Origin of the sequence: Xylophilus rhododendri, assembly GCF_009906855.1 — a bacterium.
GTDB classification, from domain to species: Bacteria; Pseudomonadota; Gammaproteobacteria; order Burkholderiales; family Burkholderiaceae_C; genus Xylophilus; species Xylophilus rhododendri.
Genome location: NZ_CP047650.1, coordinates 1,490,942 through 1,509,264, shown reverse-complemented (window position 1 = coordinate 1,509,264; position 18,323 = coordinate 1,490,942). Strand labels below are relative to the sequence as shown.

The 18,323-nt window shown below is 68.0% G+C and carries 18 protein-coding genes and 2 pseudogenes; 12 read left to right on the top strand and 8 right to left on the bottom strand.

Annotated features, from left to right (window positions below):
• Positions 1–69 precede the first annotated feature (69 nt).
• From GT347_RS06840 to GT347_RS06820, 5 genes are all read left to right on the top strand, one after another.
• On the top strand, positions 70–1,044 hold the full coding sequence (locus GT347_RS06840; RefSeq protein ID WP_160551249.1) for a Bug family tripartite tricarboxylate transporter substrate binding protein: 975 nt from the start codon (positions 70–72) through the stop codon (positions 1,042–1,044).
• A 9-nt stretch (positions 1,045–1,053) separates the two neighbouring features.
• Positions 1,054–2,559, top strand: a complete 1,506-nt coding sequence (locus GT347_RS06835) for a M81 family metallopeptidase (RefSeq protein WP_160551248.1) — start codon at positions 1,054–1,056, stop codon at positions 2,557–2,559.
• A gap of 62 nt (positions 2,560–2,621) precedes the next feature.
• On the top strand, positions 2,622–3,170 hold the full coding sequence (locus GT347_RS06830) for a cupin domain-containing protein (protein ID WP_160551247.1): 549 nt from the start codon (positions 2,622–2,624) through the stop codon (positions 3,168–3,170).
• A gap of 76 nt (positions 3,171–3,246) precedes the next feature.
• Complete coding sequence (locus GT347_RS06825) at positions 3,247–3,801, top strand: 2,4'-dihydroxyacetophenone dioxygenase family protein (protein WP_229722763.1); 555 nt, start codon at positions 3,247–3,249, stop codon at positions 3,799–3,801.
• A 43-nt stretch (positions 3,802–3,844) separates the two neighbouring features.
• Positions 3,845–4,510 carry an alpha-ketoglutarate-dependent dioxygenase AlkB family protein gene (locus tag GT347_RS06820; protein ID WP_160551246.1) on the top strand — a complete coding sequence of 222 codons (666 nt, stop codon included), beginning with the start codon at positions 3,845–3,847 and terminating at the stop codon, positions 4,508–4,510.
• Here the strand turns inward: GT347_RS06820 and GT347_RS06815 are convergent.
• On the bottom strand, positions 4,471–5,499 hold the full coding sequence (locus GT347_RS06815) for a LysR family transcriptional regulator (RefSeq protein ID WP_229722761.1): 1,029 nt from the start codon (positions 5,497–5,499) through the stop codon (positions 4,471–4,473). The genes GT347_RS06820 and GT347_RS06815 overlap by 40 nt on opposite strands.
• A 153-nt stretch (positions 5,500–5,652) precedes the next feature.
• Here GT347_RS06815 and GT347_RS06810 point away from each other — a divergent pair, with 153 nt between their 5' ends.
• From GT347_RS06810 to GT347_RS06795, 4 genes are all read left to right on the top strand, one after another.
• Complete coding sequence (locus GT347_RS06810; protein ID WP_229722759.1) at positions 5,653–6,780, top strand: mandelate racemase/muconate lactonizing enzyme family protein; 1,128 nt, start codon at positions 5,653–5,655, stop codon at positions 6,778–6,780.
• Between the two features lie 104 nt (positions 6,781–6,884).
• Entirely contained in the window at positions 6,885–7,808 is a 924-nt protein-coding gene (locus GT347_RS06805; protein WP_160551243.1) for a Bug family tripartite tricarboxylate transporter substrate binding protein, read from the top strand.
• Positions 7,809–7,814: 6 nt separating this feature from the next.
• A complete protein-coding gene (locus GT347_RS06800; RefSeq protein ID WP_160551242.1) occupies positions 7,815–8,672 on the top strand; it encodes a haloacid dehalogenase type II in 858 nt (285 codons plus the stop codon).
• Between the two features lie 89 nt (positions 8,673–8,761).
• Complete coding sequence (locus GT347_RS06795) at positions 8,762–9,736, top strand: Bug family tripartite tricarboxylate transporter substrate binding protein (protein WP_160551241.1); 975 nt, start codon at positions 8,762–8,764, stop codon at positions 9,734–9,736.
• Here GT347_RS06795 and GT347_RS06790 read toward each other — a convergent pair.
• The 3 genes and pseudogenes from GT347_RS06790 to GT347_RS06780 all read right to left on the bottom strand — a co-directional run bounded on the left by GT347_RS06790 (position 9,733) and on the right by GT347_RS06780 (position 12,003).
• Entirely contained in the window at positions 9,733–10,131 is a 399-nt protein-coding gene (locus GT347_RS06790) for a cyclophilin-like fold protein (protein WP_160551240.1), read from the bottom strand. The two genes, GT347_RS06795 and GT347_RS06790, sit on opposite strands and share 4 nt — an antisense overlap.
• 105 nt (positions 10,132–10,236) lie before the next feature.
• Positions 10,237–11,168 (bottom strand): annotated as a pseudogene (locus GT347_RS28030) (AraC family transcriptional regulator).
• A gap of 151 nt (positions 11,169–11,319) precedes the next feature.
• A complete protein-coding gene (locus GT347_RS06780; RefSeq protein ID WP_160551239.1) occupies positions 11,320–12,003 on the bottom strand; it encodes a helix-turn-helix transcriptional regulator in 684 nt (227 codons plus the stop codon).
• Between the two features lie 74 nt (positions 12,004–12,077).
• Here GT347_RS06780 and GT347_RS06775 point away from each other — a divergent pair, with 74 nt between their 5' ends.
• Positions 12,078–12,683 carry a glutathione S-transferase family protein gene (locus tag GT347_RS06775; RefSeq protein ID WP_160551238.1) on the top strand — a complete coding sequence of 202 codons (606 nt, stop codon included), beginning with the start codon at positions 12,078–12,080 and terminating at the stop codon, positions 12,681–12,683.
• 4 nt (positions 12,684–12,687) lie between these two features.
• On the opposite strand, the gene GT347_RS06770 is transcribed toward GT347_RS06775, so the two are convergent.
• Entirely contained in the window at positions 12,688–13,665 is a 978-nt protein-coding gene (locus GT347_RS06770; protein ID WP_160555247.1) for a Bug family tripartite tricarboxylate transporter substrate binding protein, read from the bottom strand.
• Between the two features lie 166 nt (positions 13,666–13,831).
• On the opposite strand from GT347_RS06770, the gene GT347_RS06765 reads away from it, so the two are divergent.
• Both GT347_RS06765 and GT347_RS06760 read left to right on the top strand, forming a co-directional pair.
• Positions 13,832–14,755, top strand: a complete 924-nt coding sequence (locus GT347_RS06765; RefSeq protein ID WP_229722757.1) for a LysR substrate-binding domain-containing protein — start codon at positions 13,832–13,834, stop codon at positions 14,753–14,755.
• A gap of 101 nt (positions 14,756–14,856) precedes the next feature.
• Entirely contained in the window at positions 14,857–15,735 is an 879-nt protein-coding gene (locus tag GT347_RS06760; protein WP_160551236.1) for an N-formylglutamate amidohydrolase, read from the top strand.
• Between the two features lie 62 nt (positions 15,736–15,797).
• Here GT347_RS06760 and GT347_RS28025 read toward each other — a convergent pair.
• From GT347_RS28025 to GT347_RS06745, 3 genes and pseudogenes are all read right to left on the bottom strand, one after another.
• Positions 15,798–16,339: pseudogene (locus tag GT347_RS28025) on the bottom strand (hypothetical protein).
• Positions 16,291–16,881 carry a hypothetical protein gene (locus tag GT347_RS06750; RefSeq protein WP_160551235.1) on the bottom strand — a complete coding sequence of 197 codons (591 nt, stop codon included), beginning with the start codon at positions 16,879–16,881 and terminating at the stop codon, positions 16,291–16,293. The pseudogene GT347_RS28025 and the gene GT347_RS06750 overlap by 49 nt, the downstream one beginning before the upstream one ends.
• 19 nt (positions 16,882–16,900) lie before the next feature.
• Entirely contained in the window at positions 16,901–18,322 is a 1,422-nt protein-coding gene (locus tag GT347_RS06745) for a c-type cytochrome (protein ID WP_160551234.1), read from the bottom strand.
• Position 18,323 lies beyond the last annotated feature (1 nt).

The following is an 18,323-nucleotide window of genomic DNA, read 5'->3' as shown; positions in this document are numbered from 1 at the left end:
CCTGTTTCGCCACCCGGCAAACGAACGCACAGTGAGGCCGCCCCGCAACCCGCCACGACCGGAGATCCCATGCCCGCCACCGACCGCCGATCCCTTCTCCTCCTGGCCGCGCTGGCCGTGGCCGCCGCACCGGCGCTCGCGGCCGAGGCGTTTCCCAACCATGCGATCAAGATCATCGTGCCCTTCGCGCCGGGCGGCACCACCGACATCCTGGCCCGCATCATGGCCGACGGCATGGCCCGCTACCTGGGCCAGTCGATCGTGGTGGACAACCGGGCCGGCGCGGCCGGCGCCATCGGCTCCGAGGCGGTGGTGCGGGCGGCGCCGGACGGCTACACGCTCGGCATCGCCACCGTGACATCGCACTCGGTGCTGCCGCTGACCCGCAAGCTCAACTACGACGTGCGCAAGGACCTGCTGCCCGTCGTCAACATCGCCAACTGCCCCACGGTGTGGTCCGCCGGCATGCAGGTGCCGGCGAAGAACCTCACCGAATTCATCGCCCTGGCCAAGGCCAATCCGGGCAGGTATTCCTTCGGCTCGTCCGGTGCCGGCGGCGGCGGCCATCTCAAGATGGAGATGTTCCAGTTGCGCACCGGCACCCAGCTGCTGCACGTGCCCTACAAGGGCATCAGCTTCGTCATCCAGGATGTGCTGGCCGGCCAGGTCGATGTGCTGAGCGACGACCTGCCGTCCTCGCTGCCCTACATCCAGGGCGGCAAGCTCAAGGCCCTGGCGGTGTCCGGCAACCGGCGCGTGCCCAGCCTGCCCGATGTGCCGACCTATGCCGAGCAGGGCCTGCCCGAGCTGGGCCTGTTCTCGTGGTTCGGCATCGTGGCGCCGGCCAGCACGCCGCCCGAGGTGATCGCGCGGTTGAACAAGGCGGCCAACGATGCGCTGGCCGAGCCGCGCATCCGCGAGGCGATCGAGAAACTCTCGGTGTTCCCGGCCGGCGGCACGCCGCAGGATTTCGGCAAGACCATGGAGGACGACCGCACCAGCCAGGCCGCCCTGCTCAAGGCGGTGAACGTCAAGCTCGATTGAGGCCGCCACGTGAGCTACAAGACCATCCTCAGCGGCTCCCTCTACCAGGAGTCGCACAGCTTCAACCCCATCCCGACCGGCCGCGACCAGTTCCAGATCGCCTTCGGGCAGGAGGCGCTCGACGCCTACCGCGGCACCCGCTCGGTGCTGGGCGGCGTGATCGACACGGCCGAGGCGGCGGGTTTCTCGGTGATCGTGCCGGCCTCGTTCCGGGCCTTTCCCTCGGGCATCGTCGATGACGCGGTGTATGCGGAATTCAAGGCGGCGATGCTGGACGCCGCCCGCCACGGCGGTTTCGACGCCATCGTGCTGGCGCTGCACGGCGCCATGGTCACCACCGCGCACGACGATCCCGAAGGCGACCTGATCCGCAGCCTGCGCGACATCGTCGGCCCCACGGTGCCGATCACCGCCGGCCTGGACCTGCATGCCCATGTCACCCCCTACACCCTGGCGGCCTGCGACTTCCTCACCGGCTACAAGACCAACCCGCATGCCGACATGGCCGAGACCGGCGAGCGCGCCATGCGCGGCGCGCTGGCCATGCTGGCGGGCCGCTTCGAGCCGGTCTGCGTGTCGGTGCATTTCCCCATGCTGACCCTGGGCCAGGACCGCACCGACGAGGAGCCGCTGATGGGCCTGCACGCGCGGGTCCGGGCGCTGGTGGAGACCAGCGGGCTGTTCGACATCAGCATCTTCAACGTCCAGCAGTTCCTGGACGTCGCGCACATGGGCCAGACGGTGATCGCCTACGGCAACGGCCAGGCCGAGCCGGCCTGGGACGCGGCCCACGAGATCGCCGATGCCCTGTGGGCCGCGCGCGACGAGCTGGTCGGCGTGCTGCCCGACATCCATACCTGCCTGACGCGCGCCGCCGAGCCGGGCCGCACACGCCCGGTGGTCATCGGCGACCAGGGCGACCGGGTGGCGGCCGGCGGGCCGGGCGACAGCACCTTCGTGCTGAACACGCTGCTGGCGGACTTTCCCGCGCTCCGGGCCGCCCTGCCGATCCGCGACGCGGCATCGGTGCGGCGATGCAGGGATGCGGAGATCGGCGACATGGTGGAGCTGTCCATCGGCGGCCGTTACTCCACCGAAACCCCGCCGGTGTCGGCCGCCTGCCGGCTGCTGGCCCGGGGTTCGAACGTCGACGTGGTGATCAAGGGCCCGGCCATGGGTGGCGTGTCCGTGGCGACCGGCCCCTACGCGGTGGTGCAGCTGGGCCAGGTGCGGATCGCGCTGACCGAGCTTCCGCTGACCTACCTCGACCCCCGCTTCTACGAAGCCCTGGGCATACCGGTCGCAGAGCAGCAGGTGGTCGTGGCACGCTCCGGCTACCACTTCACCCTGAACTATGCGGACAGCGGCGACTGCATGACCTGCGACACCGTCGGCATGACCGCCTACCGCCCGGCCGAACAGCCCTTCACCGTGGCCCGCCCCTTCTATCCGGTGGACAAAATCGCCTACCAGCCGGTGACGGCGGTGCGCAGGCGCCGGCTGCCCGGGGGCTGAAGGCCGGGCCGGCGCGAGGGGGCCCAAGCCCATAATGCCGGCTGATCGGCAGCGAGGACACCATGGCCCAAGTCGGCATCCATCTCAAGCAGTTGCGCATGCGGCGCAAGCTGTCGGTGCGCGAGCTGGCGCAGCGCTCGGGCATCTCGCACGCCACCATCTCCCTGGTCGAGCGCGACAAGACCAGCCCCAGCGTCGACACCCTCTCGGCCATGCTCGACGCCCTGGGCACCACCCTGGTCGGCTTCTTCGACGGCCTGCAGACGACGCTGCCCTATTCGCCCTTCTACGACGAGGAAGACCTGGTCGAGATCGGCGACCAGGACACCATCTCCTACCGCATGCTGGGCATGAACCATCCCAACCGCCACATCCTCATGCTGAAGGAAAGCTATGCGGTGGGCGCCGACACCGGCGAGGCCTTCTCGCACCGATCGCAGGAGGCCGGTTTCATCCTCAGCGGCCAGGTCGAGGTGACCGTGGGCGACCAGACCCGGGTGCTGGGGCCGGGGCAGGGCTATTACTTCGACAGCCAGATGCCGCACCGTTTTCGCAATGTCGGGCCCGGCACGGCGGAGATCATCAGCGCGGTGACCCCGCCGACCTACTAGGCTGTTCCAGCGCGGAACACCCCCTGATCGCCACGGGGCCTGGGCATCCGGCCATCCCGAACCTAAGCTGCCCGGCATGAACACCCCACATGCCGCCGCCCCCGCCGCCAGGCCCGATGAACTGGCCATTCCCTACGCACTGCCCCAGGTGCCCTACATGTCGCCCGACCTGGTCCACCTCAACGTGCTGGACCGCTGGCTGGAGAACGACGAGCTGTGGGTGCCGGTGACCCGGAGCGTCTCCTTCAAGCCGCTGCTGCTGTGCACCAGCGGCGGCTACTACGTGAACCTGCTGCGGGTGCAAAAGGCCGGCGTGCTGTCGCGCCACCGCCATTCCGGCCCGGTGCATGCGCTGGTGCTCAAGGGCCGCTGGCAGTACCTGGAACACGACTGGATCGCGGAAGAGGGCTCCTATGCCCACGAGCCGGCCGGCGAGACCCATACCCTGGTGGTGCCCGAGGGCGTCACCGAGATGATCACCTGGTTCCATGTGACCGGCGGCTACACCTATGTGGACCCGCAGGGCGTGGCAGTGGGCTACGAGGATGTGTTCACCAAGCTCGAAGCCGCGCGCCGGCATTACCGGCAGCTGGGCCTGCCGGAGAACTACATCGAGCGTTTCATCCGCTAGAGACCGCCGTCGACTTCGCCGGCCGCGAGGTAATCTCGCGGCAATGCCTGCCCGCCGTCCTTCGTCCGAACTCCAGGATCCCCGCCAGTCCGGCCTTTTCAGCTTCGCGCAGGCGCCGCCGGTGCTTCCGCCGGGCATGGTCTATCAGCCGGATTTCCTGACGCCCGCGGAGGAGCGCCACTGGCTGGCGGTCCTGGGCACTCTGCCGCTCGTGGAAGTGCAGCACCGGTCGGCGGGTGCGGGCCGCCGGGTCATCCGCTACGGCGGCAGCACGGAAAACGACGACAATCGCCAGCCTTCTGCAGGGCCCTTGCCCGAAGTGCTGGAACCTTTGCGGCACCGGGCCGCCGGCTGGCTTCGCATCGGCCCGGACCGGCTGGTCGAGACGGTCGTCGCCGAATACCGGCCCGGCATGCCCTCGGACCGTCATGGCGACGAGCCCGATGGCGAGCTGGGCGCCCAGGTCTCGCTGGGGGCGCCCGCGATGCTGCAGCTGCGGCCCTCTTCGATGGGCGGTTCTGCCGGCAAGCCTGGGCGCAGGGCCAGCCTCCATCTCGAAGTCGCGCCGCGCTCGGTCTACCGCATCTCGGGTGAGGCCGGCATGGACTGGCAGCTCAGCGTATCCGCGCCGCTGGTCCCGCGCTGGTCGGTGACTTTCCGGACGGCGGATCAGCGCCTGCGGGTGCGGCGACCGCTCATCGAGGGATAGTCGCGGCGGAAATTCGAGGACCGGGGATCGACGGCGCTGGCGGCGCCCGCAGGGCCGGTGATCCCGTCGAGCATCGCGTTGCGCCCCAGTGGATGGGCCTGCATCCAGGCCCACAGCGCTTCCTCGTCCTGGCTGCGTGTCTCGATCGCCCGGTAGGCGTTGACCTGGATCGGCGCCGCCCAGCGCATGCTGCCCGCCACCGCCAGCAGGCCGTCCGCGATCTCGGCCTTCACCGAAAAGTGCGGCAGCCAGGCCACGCCGCGGCCCGACAGGGCCATGGATTTCAAGGCGCTGGCCAAGTCGGACTCGTAGCACTGGTCCAGCATTTCGCGCCTGGCGTGGGCCTCGATGATCGAACTCACCGCGCCGGACAGGGACGCGTAGGAGGAGTAGGCGAGGTAGGGGATGGGCGTCGTCAGCACCTCGGGCAGCGCGAAGGCGGGGCTGCCGTGCTCGTCCACCGCGCAGACGGGTACCAGCAGGTCTTCCAGCACCGTGAGGGTCTGGAAGCGCGATGCGTCCAGGATCTGCGGCGAGCCCTTGCTCGCGTAGGCCAACATCAGGTCGCAGCTGTCCACGATCAGGGCCTGCACGCAGTCATGCAGGCTGCGTGACGCCACGCTGAGCTTGAGCGGGCCGATCTTCGATTCGGCGAGCTTGATCCAGTCCGGAAAGAAGTCCGTGGCGATCGACTGCACCATGGCGAAGGACATGGTGCCCCGCACCGGGCGTGTGACGCCCCTGCAGATATCGCGCTCGCGGTACAGCGACTGCACGATGTCCTCCGACGCCTTGATGAAGGATTTGCCCTGCTCGGTCAGCACGATGGGAAAGACCCGCCGGTCGATGAGCGGTGCGCCCAGCCAGATCTCCAGGCTCTGGATTCTTCGGCTCAGCGTGGGCTGGGTCACATGCCGGATTTCCGCGGCTTTCGAAAAACTGCGGCTCGAATGCAGGGCGATCAGGTCTTCCAGCCAGCTCAGTTCCATGTTCTTTCCCGCCACGAAGGCTTGCATACCCTATACGGATCGTGAATTTCACATGGCATGGCCGTCCCTGGAGAATGGCGACGCGACACCGCTGCATGCGCCGATAAACTCCGAAGGGAAAATGTGAAGATTGCCAGTGTAGAGCCACTTTTCGTGGACAAGTTCCTGTTCGCGAAAATAACCACCTCGGATGGTATCGTGGGACTCGGAGAATCCGGTGCATGGGGCCATCTCGAAGCCAGTGCCGAAGCCATCCGGAAATTCGCGGAATATCTGGTGGGCAAGGATCCGCGGCAAATCGAGCACCACTGGAATGTGATGTACCGCTTCCAGCAATTCAGCGGCGCAGCGATCGGCGGCGCCATTTCGGCGATCGATGTGGCGCTGTGGGATATCAAGGGCAAGCACCATGGCGTGCCTGTTTATGAAATGCTGGGCGGCGCCGTGCGCGACAAGGTGCGGCTCTACAGCCATTGCAAGGGCAAGACGCCGGAGCATCTGCTGGAAAGAGCCGGCATACTCAAGGGCATGGGTTTCAATGCGCTCGGTTATCTGAATCCGCTGCTGGAAGAGGGTAATGCAAAGCCCTGGTTCAAGACGCATGCGGACAAAATCGGCGATGCCACCCAGAATATCGCGGCGGTACGCCATGCCGTGGGCAGTTCGGTGGATATCTGCATCGAACTGCACAACCGCATGTCGCCGGCCGAAGCGATCACTTTCGGCCACATGATCCGAGAATATCTGCCCATGTATATCGAGGATCCGATCCGGCCGGGTAATCCGGATGCGATGGCCTGGGTGGCGGACCATATGCCGGTGCCGATCGCCACGGGAGAACGGTTCACCAATCTCCAGCAGTTTCAAACGCTGCTGGCGCGGCGCGGTGCCGAATTCGTGCGGCCCTGTATTTCCGTGTGCGGCGGCATCACGGCCGGCAAGAAAATCGCGGCCCTGGCGGAGGCCTGCGACGCGCAGGTCGTCTTCCATAACCCGCTGTCGCCGGTCAATCTGGCGGCCTGCCTGCAACTCGATGCGGCCATCCCCAATTTCGCGATCCAAGAGTATGTGTACGAAAGCGTCGATTATGAAGGCCGCGACGGCCTGCGCGGCGCGAATGTGGTCGAAGGGCTGGCGGCACCGGAGCATGGATTCCTGGCCATTCCGCAGGCGCCGGGGCTCGGTGTTTTCATTCCCGAGGATGTCCCTGGAAGATTCCCCGGGAAGTCGCTGTCGGTGGCCATGCGCGCGCATGTCGATGGCTCCATGGTCGATCAATGAGCCGGGCACGGCGCCGATTTTCACTATTTCAATTCGACGGAGGGAACTGTATGCGTCTTCGATTACTTCTAGCGCTGGGTTTGGCATCTTGTTCGCTCGGTGTCATGCCGCTCGCAGCCTCGGCGCAGGTCGCGTGGCCGGAAAAACCGATTCGGCTGGTCGTGTCCTCGGCGGCCGGCAGCGGCGCGGACGTCATGGCCCGCATGCTGGGCAACCAGCTGAGCCGGCAGCTCGGTGTGGCCTTCGTGATCGAGAACAAGCCCGGTGCCTCGCAGGTCATCGGCATGATGGATGTGGTGCATTCGTCGCCGGACGGCTACACGATCGGTTATGGGAATCTCGTTGCGCTCTCCACCAACAAGGCCCTGCTGCCCAATATTCCCTACGACACCGAAAAAGACCTGACGCTGCTGGGTGGAACCTGGCAAACCGTGAATTTCCTGGTGGTGAATCCGGCCAGTCCGTACAAGACCGTGGCCGATCTGATCGCGGCCCTGCGCAAGGACCCGGACAAACTGTCCTATGCCTCCGATGGCAACGGTACTTCCGCGCACCTGGGCATGGAGTTATTCAAGCATCTCACCGGGGCCAAAATGGTCCATGTGCCCTACAAGGCATCGACCGCTGGAATCACCGATCTGCTGGGCGGGCAGATCGACGCCATGTTCGTCAATTCCTCCGTCGTCGCCGAAATGGTGAAGGCCGGCCGGGTGCGGGCATTGGCGGTCAGTTCGGCGAAACGGCAGCCGGATTTTCCGCAGGTGCCGGCGGTCAATGAAACCGTGCCGGGATACGAGGTCACGGCCTGGGCCGGCATGGTGGCGCCGGCGAAATTACCGCCCGCCATCGCCAAACGATTCGAATCGGAGATCCAGAAGGCCCTGGCCGCGCCGGGCATGGCGGAGAAATGCCAGGCGCTCGGTGTTTATCTCACGCCGCAATCGGCCGAAGGATTCCGCAGCCTTGTCCGCGCTGAAACCACGAAATGGGCCGAGGTGGTGAAGGTGTCCGGCGCCAAGCTCGATTAACAAGCCATGGAACAAATCATGCAAACATCGTTCGATCCGGTGCTTTTCAATAAAAGAGCCTTCGTCAAAGCCGTCGGTGCGGCGCTTGCCACGACTATCGTACTGCCCGCGGTGGCCGCCGAAAATACAGGAAGCATCAAGATGGATTTCAATCCGGGCCAGATCAAGGCCATTGTTTTCGACACGGTCGGCACGTTGCTGGATACCTATGGGTCCATCACCAGAAAGGGCGCTGCATTCACCGAGTCCCTCGGTATTCAGGTGGACTGGGTGCAGCTGCTGGACCAGTGGCGCGCGGAGTGGCGAAAATTGACGGATGAAATCGCCCAAGGAAAATCGCCCTGGCGCTCGGCCGATTTCGTGTACCGCGAGGCCTTGGACAAGACACTGGTTTCCTACGAATGGGGCACCAGGCTCAATGCTGCTGACAGAGACCAGTTGAATTATCTCTGGTACCAGATCGATCCCTGGGCAGATACCAAGCCAGGGCTGGAACGGCTCAAGAACCGGTTCACTTTATCGACGCTGTCCAACGGCAGCATGGCCTCGCTGGTGCAGATGATCAAATCGGCGGATCTGCCTTTCGACTGCATCTTGACGGCCGAGCTGGTGAAATCCGCCAAACCCGATCCCAAGGTGTATGCGCTTGCCGCCAATTCCCTGAATCTGCGCCCGGAACAGATCCTGATGGTCGCGGCGCATAAATACGACCTGGAAGCGGCGAAGAAATTCGGCTTCAGCGTGGGCTTTCTCCCGCGGCCGCTGGAATACGGCCCGCGCGGCAAGGTCGATATCGGGCCGGAGGCCTATTTCGATCTCATGCAGCCCGACCTGGTGCGCATGGCGCAGGCCCTGGGCGCCTGAACGGAGGTCAGGCTGCGGTCAAGCCGTACCGCCAGAATTGCTGTCACCGCCAGGGCGAAAATGTCCTACGGCAAACGCAAGGCAGGCACATGAAGTCCATCAAGCAAGTCCTGGCCGCGGTCCTTTGTGCCTGCAGCCTGGGTGCGGCGGCGGAGTCCGGCACCTATCCCGTCAAACCCATCACCCTGGTGATTCCCTACCCGATCACCGGCGCGGTGGATGTGCTGGGCCGGCAGCTGGCCGACAAGATGGCCACCCTGCTCGACCAGACCATCGTGGTGGAGAACCGGCCCGGCGCCGGCGCGACGCTCGCCGCTGCCTATGTGGCCGCGGCGCCGCCGGATGGCTACACCCTGATCCTCGGCGGCACGGCCAGCCATGTCTCGGCGCCCTTGCTCTACAGCCATCTGCCCTACGACCCGGTGAAGTCCTTCGAGCCGGTCGGCATGGTGAGCGACAGCCCGCACCTGCTCGCGCTCGGTGCCAACACCAAGGCGACCAACCTGCGCGAGCTGATCGCCGAACTCAAGGCCAAGGGCGCCAACGCCAGGTTCGGCAGCACCGGCAACGGCACGATGTCGCATCTGGCCGGCGAGCAGTTCAAGCGCACCTTCGGGTTGCCCGCCATGGTGCATGTGCCCTACGAAGGCGGCCCGCCCACGGCCAAGGCGCTGGTGCACGGCGACATCGACATGGCGATCATCAATTTCCCGGACGCGATTCCCCTGGTCAAGACCGGCCGCATGCGGGTGCTGGCGACCACGGGCGCACAGCGCTCACCGGTGTTTCCCAAGCTGCCGACGGTGGACGAGGCCGGGCTGGGCAACTACGAAGCCACGACCTGGGTCGGGCTCTATGCGCCAGCCGGAACACCGGCCCCGGTGGTCAAGAAGCTCACCGAAGCCCTGGCCGCCGCCCTGCGCGACGAGGACCTGCAGCGCAAGCTGCGGGTGCCGGGACACGAGCCGATCTACCGCGCGCCCAAGCCCTTCGCGGAGTTCGTGCAGGAGCAGTCCAGGCAGCTGCAGCCGCTGATCCGCGAGGCGCATATCTCGGTCAATTAGCCGGCGAGCGCAGTGTGGGAACGGGTGCGTTCGCTGCCGCGCCGGTCCGCAAGCTCGATGCTCACGTCGAGCGGCCCCGGCACCGCGAAGGCCTGCGCACCCTCGTCGATGCGTCCCAGCAGATGGAAGCCGCCGCTGAGCGGATACGCCTCCTGTCCGTACAGCACCGCCAGGTCGGGCCCGGCCGACCAGCAGATCAGGTCGCCCGCCGTGCAGGCCTGCGAGCGCAGCGGTGCCGGGCCCACGGGCCGGGGCAGCGCGCCGAATTTCTCGCGCCCGAACAGCTCGTGCAGCGTGATGCGCACCGGCAGCATGGCGATGAAAGCCAGCGCGGCGGCGGTATCGGCCAGGGTCGCGGTGACGACCTGACCATCGAATTTCAGATGGATCTTCATGCTTGACCTCTTCAGGCAGGGCCCGCGACGGGGCCGAACGCCGCCCCGCGGCGCCCGGCAAGGGCGCCGCGCATCGGGCGGTACGGGAATGGGTTCGCCAGGCCGTCAGCGGCCCGGCGTGGCGGCCGGGCTGGCCTGGCCGAGCTGTTGCTCGCGCAGGCGCTTCACATCGCGCACCGGCGGCATGCCGAAGAACCGGCTGTACTCGCGGTTGAACTGCGACTGGCTCTCGTAGCCCACGCGGTGGCCGGCGGTGGCGGCATCGACGTGTTCGCCGATCATGATGCGGCGCGATTCCTGCAGCCGCAGCTGCTTCTGGAACTGCAGCGGGCTCATCGAGGTGACGGCCTTGAAATGGTGGTGCAGCGAGGACACGCTCATGTGCACCGCCGCCGCCAGGTCCTCGATGCGCAGCGGCTCGCGGTAGTGCTGCGACAGCAGGGCGATGGCCTGGGTGACCCGCTGGCTGTGGCTGTCGACCACCGCCATCTGCGCCAGCCGCCAGCCGTCGGGCGACTTCAGCAGGCGGTAGAGGATCTCGCGCGAGATCAGCGGCGCCAGGGCGGGCGCGTCCTCGGGGGTGTCGAGCAGCTTCATCAGCCGCAGCACCGGGTCGAGCAGCACGGGGGTCAGGGCGCCGGTGAAGATGCCGCGCTGCGCCGCGCCCCGGGGGCGGCGTCGGCCAGGCCGAACTCCAGCGCCAGTTCGGCGATCTCCTTGACGCTGAAGGAAATCCGCAGGCCCAGGTAGGGCGCTTCGGGCGAGGCATCGATCACCTGGCCGGACACCGGCAGGTTCTGCGAGGCCACCAGGTACTGGTTGCTGTCGTAGATGTAGACCTCGTCGCCCAGCAGAATCCGCTTGCTGCCCTGGGCCAGGATGCAGAAGGCCGGCTCGCACACCGAATGCACCGGGTGATGGACCTGCGTGGTGCGGGAGAAGCCCAGGCGCGCGATGGCGGTGTCGTGGGAGCCGTCGGTGCCGGTGCGGCGCTCGATCATCGCGGCCAGCTCGGCCCGCATCACCGTGACCTGCATCTGGTCGATGGCGGGTTCGGTGCGCAGAGGGGGCCGGGCGGATGTCAGCATGGGACGAAGCTTAAGGCGCCGGCACCGCGTTTGTCTGCACCCCGGGCCCAGCTGCGGAGGATCGTGCAACGATCATCAACAATCCTGCAAAGCCGCCGTTTCAGGCCGCCGACATGCTGGCGATGTAGCGCCGCAGCAGCCCCACCCGCTGCGGCCGGAAGCTGCTGCCCTCGGGCGAAGTGCTGGCGATGCGGTCGGGGCGGAACATGCGGAAGTCCGCGCGCAGGCAGCACCAGGCCAGCACCATCAGCTTCTGCTCCAGGTAGACCACGGCCAGCGGCCAGATGGTGCGCTGGCTGGGCCGGTCGTCCTTGTCGCGGTAGGCGATGACCAGGGCCTCCTCGCGCCAGCAGGCCTCGCGAATGGCGGGCAGGCAGGGCATGTCCGGGTAACGCGTCTCGGGCCGGTAGACCTGCGAGACCGCATGCACCACCTGCTGCTGCCGCGCCTGCGGCAGGGTGGCGGCCACCTTGGCCAGCACCGAGGCGGCGGCCTGGGCCAGGGCCGGGTCGCCGCTCTGGCGCACCTCGGCCATGCCGAGCACCAGGGCCTCGATCTCGATGCGGCTGAACATCTGCGGCGGCAGCGTGCCGTCCTCCACCAGGCAGTAGCCGAAGCCGCGCTCGCCGCCGATCTCGGCGCCGGCCGCGCGCAGGCTGTCGATGTCACGGTAGATGGAGCGCACCGAGACGCCCGTCTCCTCGGCCAGCCGCGCCGCCGTGACCGGCGCCGGCAGCTGGCGCAGGGCCTGCAGCAGGCGGAAAAGGCGGTCCGGGCGGGGCATGGTTCAGCTGACAGGTTCTGGCAGGAGGGCTGGCTAGATTAGCAGCTTCCCACCACCCGAAGAAGGAGTCTCCTGTGCTGACACTGTTCCATTCCCCCCGCAGCCGTTCCACCCGCGTGCTGGCCCTGCTCCAGGAGCTGGGCGCGCTCGACGAGGTGAACATCGAGATCGTCACCATCGAGCGCCTGGACGGCTCCGGCGCCCGCGACGCCCGCAATCCGCATCCGGAGGGCAAGGTGCCGCTGCTGCTGGAAGACGGCGTGCAGATCCGGGAGTCGGCCGCGATCGTCCAGTACCTGGCCGACCGCTTTCCCGCCGCCGGCCTGAGCATTCCGCCGGACCATCCGCAGCGCGGCGCCTACCTCAGCTGGTTCGCTTGGTATGCGGGCGTGATGGAGCCGCTGCTCACGCTGGAATCCGCCGGCCTGCAGCATCCGGCGCTGGTGCGCACCTTTCGCACCACGGCCGAGGCAGAGGCCCGGCTGCGCGAGGCGCTGCAAGGCCGCGACTTCCTCTTCGGCGAACGTTTCACCGCCGCCGACCTGCTGCTGAGTTCGGCCTATGCCTGGAAGGGCAAGCCGGGCGATCCGGTGATCGATGCCTGGGTGGACCGCTGCACGGCGCGGCACAGCGCGGCATTCGCTATCCAGTTCGACAGCCAGGCGCTGGCGGCGGCCTGATCGGTCAATCGACCGCGATCCTGGCGATCTTCGCCACATGCGCGTAGCGGCCGATCGCCAGCCTGATCTGCTCGCCGAATTGCTCGGGCGTGGTGGGTGTGGGCGTGGCGCCCGCTTCATCCATTTTCTTCAGGAATTCAGGCTGCAGCATCGCCTTGTGAATCGCCTGGTTGAGCCGGGCCACGATGGCGGGCGAAGTCCCGGCCGGCGCCACGATGCCGAACCAGCTGCCGGCGCTGATCTCCTTGAAGCCCAGCTCGCCGAACGTCGGCACGTCGGGCAGTTGCGGGGAGCGCTTCTCGCCGTTGAGCGCCAGCGGGCGCAGCTTGCCGGACCTGATCTGCGGCAGGGCCGAGGGCAGGTTGTCGCTGATGATGTCGACCTGGCCCGACAGCACGTCGGTCAGCGCGGCACCGGCGCCCTTGTAGGGAATGTGCAGCAGCTGGATCCCGGCCAGGTTCTGGAAGTACTCCATGTTGGCATGGCCCAGCGAGCCGGTGCCCGGGGTGGCGAAGCTGTATTTCCCGGGCTTGGCCTTGGCCAGGGCGATCAGCTCCTGCATCGACTTCGCCGGCACGCCGGGATTGATCATGAACACCGTCGGCACGCTGGCCACATTGGTGATGGGCACGAAGTCGCGCAGCGCGTCGTACTTGAGTTTGCTGCCATAGGCCGCCGGGTTCGAGCCGTGGGTGCTCATGGTGGCCATGCCCAGGGTGTAGCCGTCGGGCGCCGAGCGGGCGACGATCTCCATGCCCAGGGAGCCGCCCGCGCCGGCCCGGTTGTCGACGATCACCGGCTGCCTGAGCTCGCGGCCCGCGTATTCGGCGATCACCCGTGCGGCCAGGTCGGTGGAGCCGCCGGACGAAAAGGGCACGACGAGTTTGATCGGACGGTCCGGATACGGACCGCCCTGGGCCTGCGCGCCGGCGGCCAACACAAGCGCAGGCAAGGCTGCGACCAAGGCCCGGCGCCTGGACATGAGCGGGATGAACGTTTTCAAGATGGACTCTTCGTGGAGGGCTGCGACAAGGTGGAACCAAGTCTCCCGCCAGCCGCGCGCCGCCGCAATCGACAAACCGGGATAAGACAATTACCAGCGCTCATAGCTGCGGTATGGTTGCACCATGCGACTGCATTCCGCCTCCATGTCAGAGCTCCATGCATTCGTGGCCGTGGTGCGTACCGGCAGCTTCTCGCGTGCGGCGACCGAGCTGCTGGTGACCCAGGGCGCCATCAGCCGGGCGGTGGCGCGCATGGAAAGCCACTACGGCAAACAGCTGCTGCAGCGCGATTCGCACCAGCTCGGCCTGACGCCTGCCGGCCGGCAGTTCCTCGATGAAATCCAGGAGCCCCTGGCCGCCATCGAGGCCGCCAGCGTGCGGCTGCGGCTGGGCAACGATGGCGGCCACGACATCACGGCGGCGGTCGTGCCGACCCTGGCGCATGTCTGGCTGATCCCCAGGCTCGCGGCCTTCCATGCGCGCTACCCGGATGTGCAGCTGCGCTTCGTGCCCTACCGCAGCCAGGAGGACTTCTCGGGCAGCACGCCGGACTGCGCCATCCTCACCGGGCTGGGCGAGGAGCAGTGGCCGGCCCTGGCCTGCGAGTACCTCATCGGCCGCGAAGTGGTGCCGGTGTGCAGCCCGGCGCGCGCCGCCGCGCGCCACGAACAGGGCCGCTGGCAGACGCCCGACGAGCTGGCCGGCGAGCCGCTGCTCTATCACACCACCTCGCCCGGCGCCTGGACCCACTGGCTGCGTGCCGCGGGCGCGCGCGCCACGGCGCCCAACCTGCGGCAGTCCTACGACCTGGTCGCGGGCGTGATCCAGGCGGCCATCGCCGATTTCGGGATCGGCCTGGTCCCGCGTTTCCTGGTGCAGGCGGAGCTCGATGCCGGCCGGCTCGCAGTACCGTTCGACCTGCCGATCCTGTCCCAGCGCGGCTACTACTTCTGCACCCCGGCCCATCGCCGCCACCAGCCGGGCGTGGCCGCCTTCCGCAGCTGGCTGATCGAGACCGCGAAGGGAGAAATCGCCGCCATGGCCATGTCCGGACACGGCGAAGGCTGAAGGCCTATGAGCAGCCGTCATGGCCGAATGACAGCTTGTCGTTTGGCCATGGCCCGGGCTGCGGCACAGACTGCGGGCCCTTCCTCCAGTCCTGTCGTCCGATGGCCCCCACCCCTCATCCCAGCTTCACGCTCCTGCCGCCCGCGGCCCCGCCCATCGCCCTGGTGTGCGATTCGCCGCACAGCGGCACCCGCTATCCCGACGACTTCCGGGCCGCCGTGCCGCTGGCCCTTCTGCGCAGCGCCGAAGACACCCATGTCGATGCGCTCTGGGCCGGCCTCGCGCAACAGGGCGCGACCCTGATCTCGGCCGACTTCCCGCGCAGCTACATCGACCCCAACCGCAAGCTCGAAGACATCGACCCCGCGCTGCTCGACGCGCCATGGCCGGGCCTGGCGCGGCCCAGCGAGAAGAGCCGCATCGGCAGCGGGCTGATCTGGCGCACGGTCCATCTCGATACGCCCATCTACGACCGCCGCCTCGGCGTGGCGGAGGTGCAGAACCGCATCGAGCGCTGCTACAAGCCCTACCACCAGGCCCTGGCCAGCGCCATCGAGCAGGCCCATGCCCGCTTCGGCGCCGTCTGGCACCTGAACCTGCACTCCATGCCCGGCAACGCCTACGAGCGGCTGCAGATGCACGACCGCGGCCCGCTCGCGGACTTCGTGCTCGGCGACCGCGACGGCAGCACCTGCGAGCCCGCCTTCGTGGAGCTGGTGCGCAGCACGCTGGCCGCCATGGGGTACACGGTCGCGCTGAACGACCCCTACAAGGGCGTGGAGCTGCTAGCGCAGATCGGCAGGCCGCAGCTGCGGCGCCACAGCATGCAGATCGAGATCCGCAGGCCTCTCTACATGGACGAGCGCACGCGCGAGCGAAACAGCCATTTCCAGGCCCTGAAAGGCGACCTCGACCGCCTGATCGCCACCATCGCCCGCTACGTGAGAACCCAGGCCGTCGAAAACGCGGACGCACGCTGACCGGGGTTTCGCGGCCCCGGCCTGCCGAAATACCTCTGGCTGCGGCTGGCGGCCGCAGGGCATCACTGCAAGGCGCCCCAGCGCGCGACCGCCGGTTCGGCGGCGGCCCACTGCCAGCCACGGGGGCCCTGGCACATGGTCGTGGTGAACCAGGTCGCGGCCAGGGCGGGGTCGCTCTCGGACACGGTGAAGGCGGCCTCCTTGCAGTCCGCCAGCGCGGTGCGGAAGGCGCGGACCACCTGCACCTGGCCGTCCGCATCGCGGAAGGCCACGGCATGGCGCACGCTCCAGGGGCGCGCTGGCCCACCTCCAGCGTGCTGGCGGCCAGCGCGATGCTGTGCTGCTCCTCGTCGCTCCAGCGGCGGGACAGCCGGTCCACCGATTCGTCCACCACGGCACGCACGCCGATGCCCACCGCGATGCCGACCGCGGGATTGCCGCTCAGGCCGCCGGAGGCCACGCCAGCCGCCGCGCCCGAGACGCTGCCGACCGAGGAACAGCCCGCCAGGCCCAGCAGGGCCGCGAACCCCAGCAGCGCGGCAGGCAGCGCGCACCTCATTGCAGGCCGCCCCAGCGCGCGGTCGCCGGCTCGGCCGAGGCCCATTGCCAGCGCGAGCCGCTCTTGCAGATGGAAGCGACATAGAAGCCGCTGGCGATCGAGGCGTCCATCGCATGCGCCTTGCCGTCGGCCGCCTCGTCCACCGAGAACACGATCTCCTTGCACTGAAGTTCGCCGGTGCTGATGGTGCGGCTGACCGTGACCCGGCCGACCTCGTCGGGCTCCAGGGCGATCTGGTGCCAGGCCTTCCAGCGGGTGACCTGGCCGACCTCCAGCGGGCCGGCGATCTCGGCGATCTGGTCCTGCGTCTCGGCATGCACCCGGCGCTGGCCGTACTGCACCGCGGCGCGGGCGGCTGCCTGCACGCCCAGGCCGATGCCGGCCGCCGCGCTCGCGCTGTTCGTCAGCGATGTCGCCACGGCGGTGCCGGCGATGCCGGCGCCCGCGGTGCTGCCTTCCGTGATGAGTGAGCTGCATCCGCCCAGGATCGTGAGACCCGTCAGGGCAATGCCCAAAACCAAGCTGCGCGCCATGGATTTCCCGCCAGATGTGCAAATCGTCCAACCACTGGGGGCGGATCTTGCCATCACGGCGGGGCCTAGGGGTTTATTTCACCCGCCAGCGCATCACCAGGAACGCGATCAGCAGCAGCACCACGACCACGCCGGCCACCATCAGGGGCAGGATCATCGGCTGCAGCCGCGCCAGCAAGGGGCGTGGCCCGCCGGCGCGCGCCTCGGCCACGTCGCGCGGCTGCACCTCCACCGCCAGGTTGCCATAGCGCGCCAGCACGTAGTTGGAGACGGAGGCGATCTGCTCGTCGGTGAGGGGCTGCACCTGCGACTGCTGATCGAAACGCGGCATCAGCACGTGATGGCCGTCCACCTCGCGGTCCACGCCGTAGAGGATGGCGGCGACCAGGTTGGCCGGCTGGGCATGGCCGGTGGCGGTGTTGTGGAACAGGGCCGGGTAGAGCCCGTTCTGGCTGCCGGCGCCGTTGGCCTGGTGGCAGCTGGCGCAATAGCCGCTGAAGAGCGCCGCGCCGGCATGCAGGCCCTTGCGTTCGTTGGGGCCGACGGCGCCGCGTTGGGTGGCTTCATCGTCCCGGGGTTTGCCGAAGGCGGTGGCGGGCTGGGCCTGCCTGGCTTCGGCCACCGGCGGCACGGTGCGCAGATAGGCCACGATGGCCTTCAGGTCGGCCGGCTCCATGTGCTGGAAGCTTTTCTCCACCGCTTCGGCCATGGGGCCGGCGGCCTGGGCGTGTTCGGTGTGGCCGGTGCGCAGGTACTGCAGCAGTTCGGCATCGCTCCAGCTGCCGATGCCGGCGCGGGCATCGGGCGTGATGTTGGGCGCGTACCAGGCGCCCAGCGGGCCGCCGCCCAGGAAGGCAGCATGGTCCTCGGCCATCAGCACATTGCGGGCGGTGTGGCAGGTGCTGCAGTGCGCCGGGCCGTTGGCCAGGTAGGCGCCGCGGTTGACCTCCTGGCTCAGCGCGGCGTCGGGCACGAAGCGCCGGTCCTGCAGGAACAGGGTGTTCCACACCGCCATCGAGGCGCGGATGTTGAAGGGGAAGGGCAGGGCGGTCTGCTGCGGGGCGGTATCCACCGGCGCCACGCCCTTCATGAAGTAGGTGTAGAGGGCGTGGGTGTCCTCGTCGCTCACCACCGTGTAGGCGGTGTAGGGCATGGCCGGGTAGAGATGCTGGCCGTCGGCGCGCACGCCCTGGCGCAGGGCGCGGGCGAACTGCTCTTCGGTGTAGCTGCCGATGCCAGCGGTCTTGCTCGGCGTGATGTTGGTGGCGTAGATGGTGCCCAGCGGCGACTCGATGGAGTAGCCGCCCGCGAAGGGCTGGGCGCCGGGCGTGGTGGCGGTGTGGCAGGCGGCGCAGTCGCCGGCCACGGCCAGGTAGCGGCCCTTGGCGACGAGGGCGTCGGTATCGGCGGCGGAGGCGGAGGCGGACTGGGCCTGCGCCATGCCGGACAGGGCCAGCACGGCCAGGGCGGCCAGGGTCTTGAGCTTGGTTTTCATC

Excerpts from the sequence above, each read along its gene's own strand:
- GT347_RS06840 (WP_160551249.1), top strand. The coding sequence starts at position 70 with ATGCCCGCCACCGACCGCCGATCCCTTCTCCTCCTGGCCGCGCTGGCC.
- GT347_RS06830 (WP_160551247.1), top strand. The coding sequence starts at position 2,622 with ATGGCCCAAGTCGGCATCCATCTCAAGCAGTTGCGCATGCGGCGCAAG.
- GT347_RS06825 (WP_229722763.1), top strand. The coding sequence starts at position 3,247 with ATGAACACCCCACATGCCGCCGCCCCCGCCGCCAGGCCCGATGAACTG.
- GT347_RS06820 (WP_160551246.1), top strand. The coding sequence starts at position 3,845 with ATGCCTGCCCGCCGTCCTTCGTCCGAACTCCAGGATCCCCGCCAGTCC.
- GT347_RS06815 (WP_229722761.1), bottom strand. The coding sequence starts at position 5,499 with ATGGAACTGAGCTGGCTGGAAGACCTGATCGCCCTGCATTCGAGCCGC.
- GT347_RS06805 (WP_160551243.1), top strand. The coding sequence starts at position 6,885 with ATGCCGCTCGCAGCCTCGGCGCAGGTCGCGTGGCCGGAAAAACCGATT.
- GT347_RS06800 (WP_160551242.1), top strand. The coding sequence starts at position 7,815 with ATGGAACAAATCATGCAAACATCGTTCGATCCGGTGCTTTTCAATAAA.
- GT347_RS06795 (WP_160551241.1), top strand. The coding sequence starts at position 8,762 with ATGAAGTCCATCAAGCAAGTCCTGGCCGCGGTCCTTTGTGCCTGCAGC.
- GT347_RS06790 (WP_160551240.1), bottom strand. The coding sequence starts at position 10,131 with ATGAAGATCCATCTGAAATTCGATGGTCAGGTCGTCACCGCGACCCTG.
- GT347_RS06780 (WP_160551239.1), bottom strand. The coding sequence starts at position 12,003 with ATGCCCCGCCCGGACCGCCTTTTCCGCCTGCTGCAGGCCCTGCGCCAG.
- GT347_RS06770 (WP_160555247.1), bottom strand. The coding sequence starts at position 13,665 with ATGTCCAGGCGCCGGGCCTTGGTCGCAGCCTTGCCTGCGCTTGTGTTG.
- GT347_RS06765 (WP_229722757.1), top strand. The coding sequence starts at position 13,832 with ATGTCAGAGCTCCATGCATTCGTGGCCGTGGTGCGTACCGGCAGCTTC.
- GT347_RS06760 (WP_160551236.1), top strand. The coding sequence starts at position 14,857 with ATGGCCCCCACCCCTCATCCCAGCTTCACGCTCCTGCCGCCCGCGGCC.
- GT347_RS06750 (WP_160551235.1), bottom strand. The coding sequence starts at position 16,881 with ATGGCAAGATCCGCCCCCAGTGGTTGGACGATTTGCACATCTGGCGGG.
- GT347_RS06745 (WP_160551234.1), bottom strand. The coding sequence starts at position 18,322 with ATGAAAACCAAGCTCAAGACCCTGGCCGCCCTGGCCGTGCTGGCCCTG.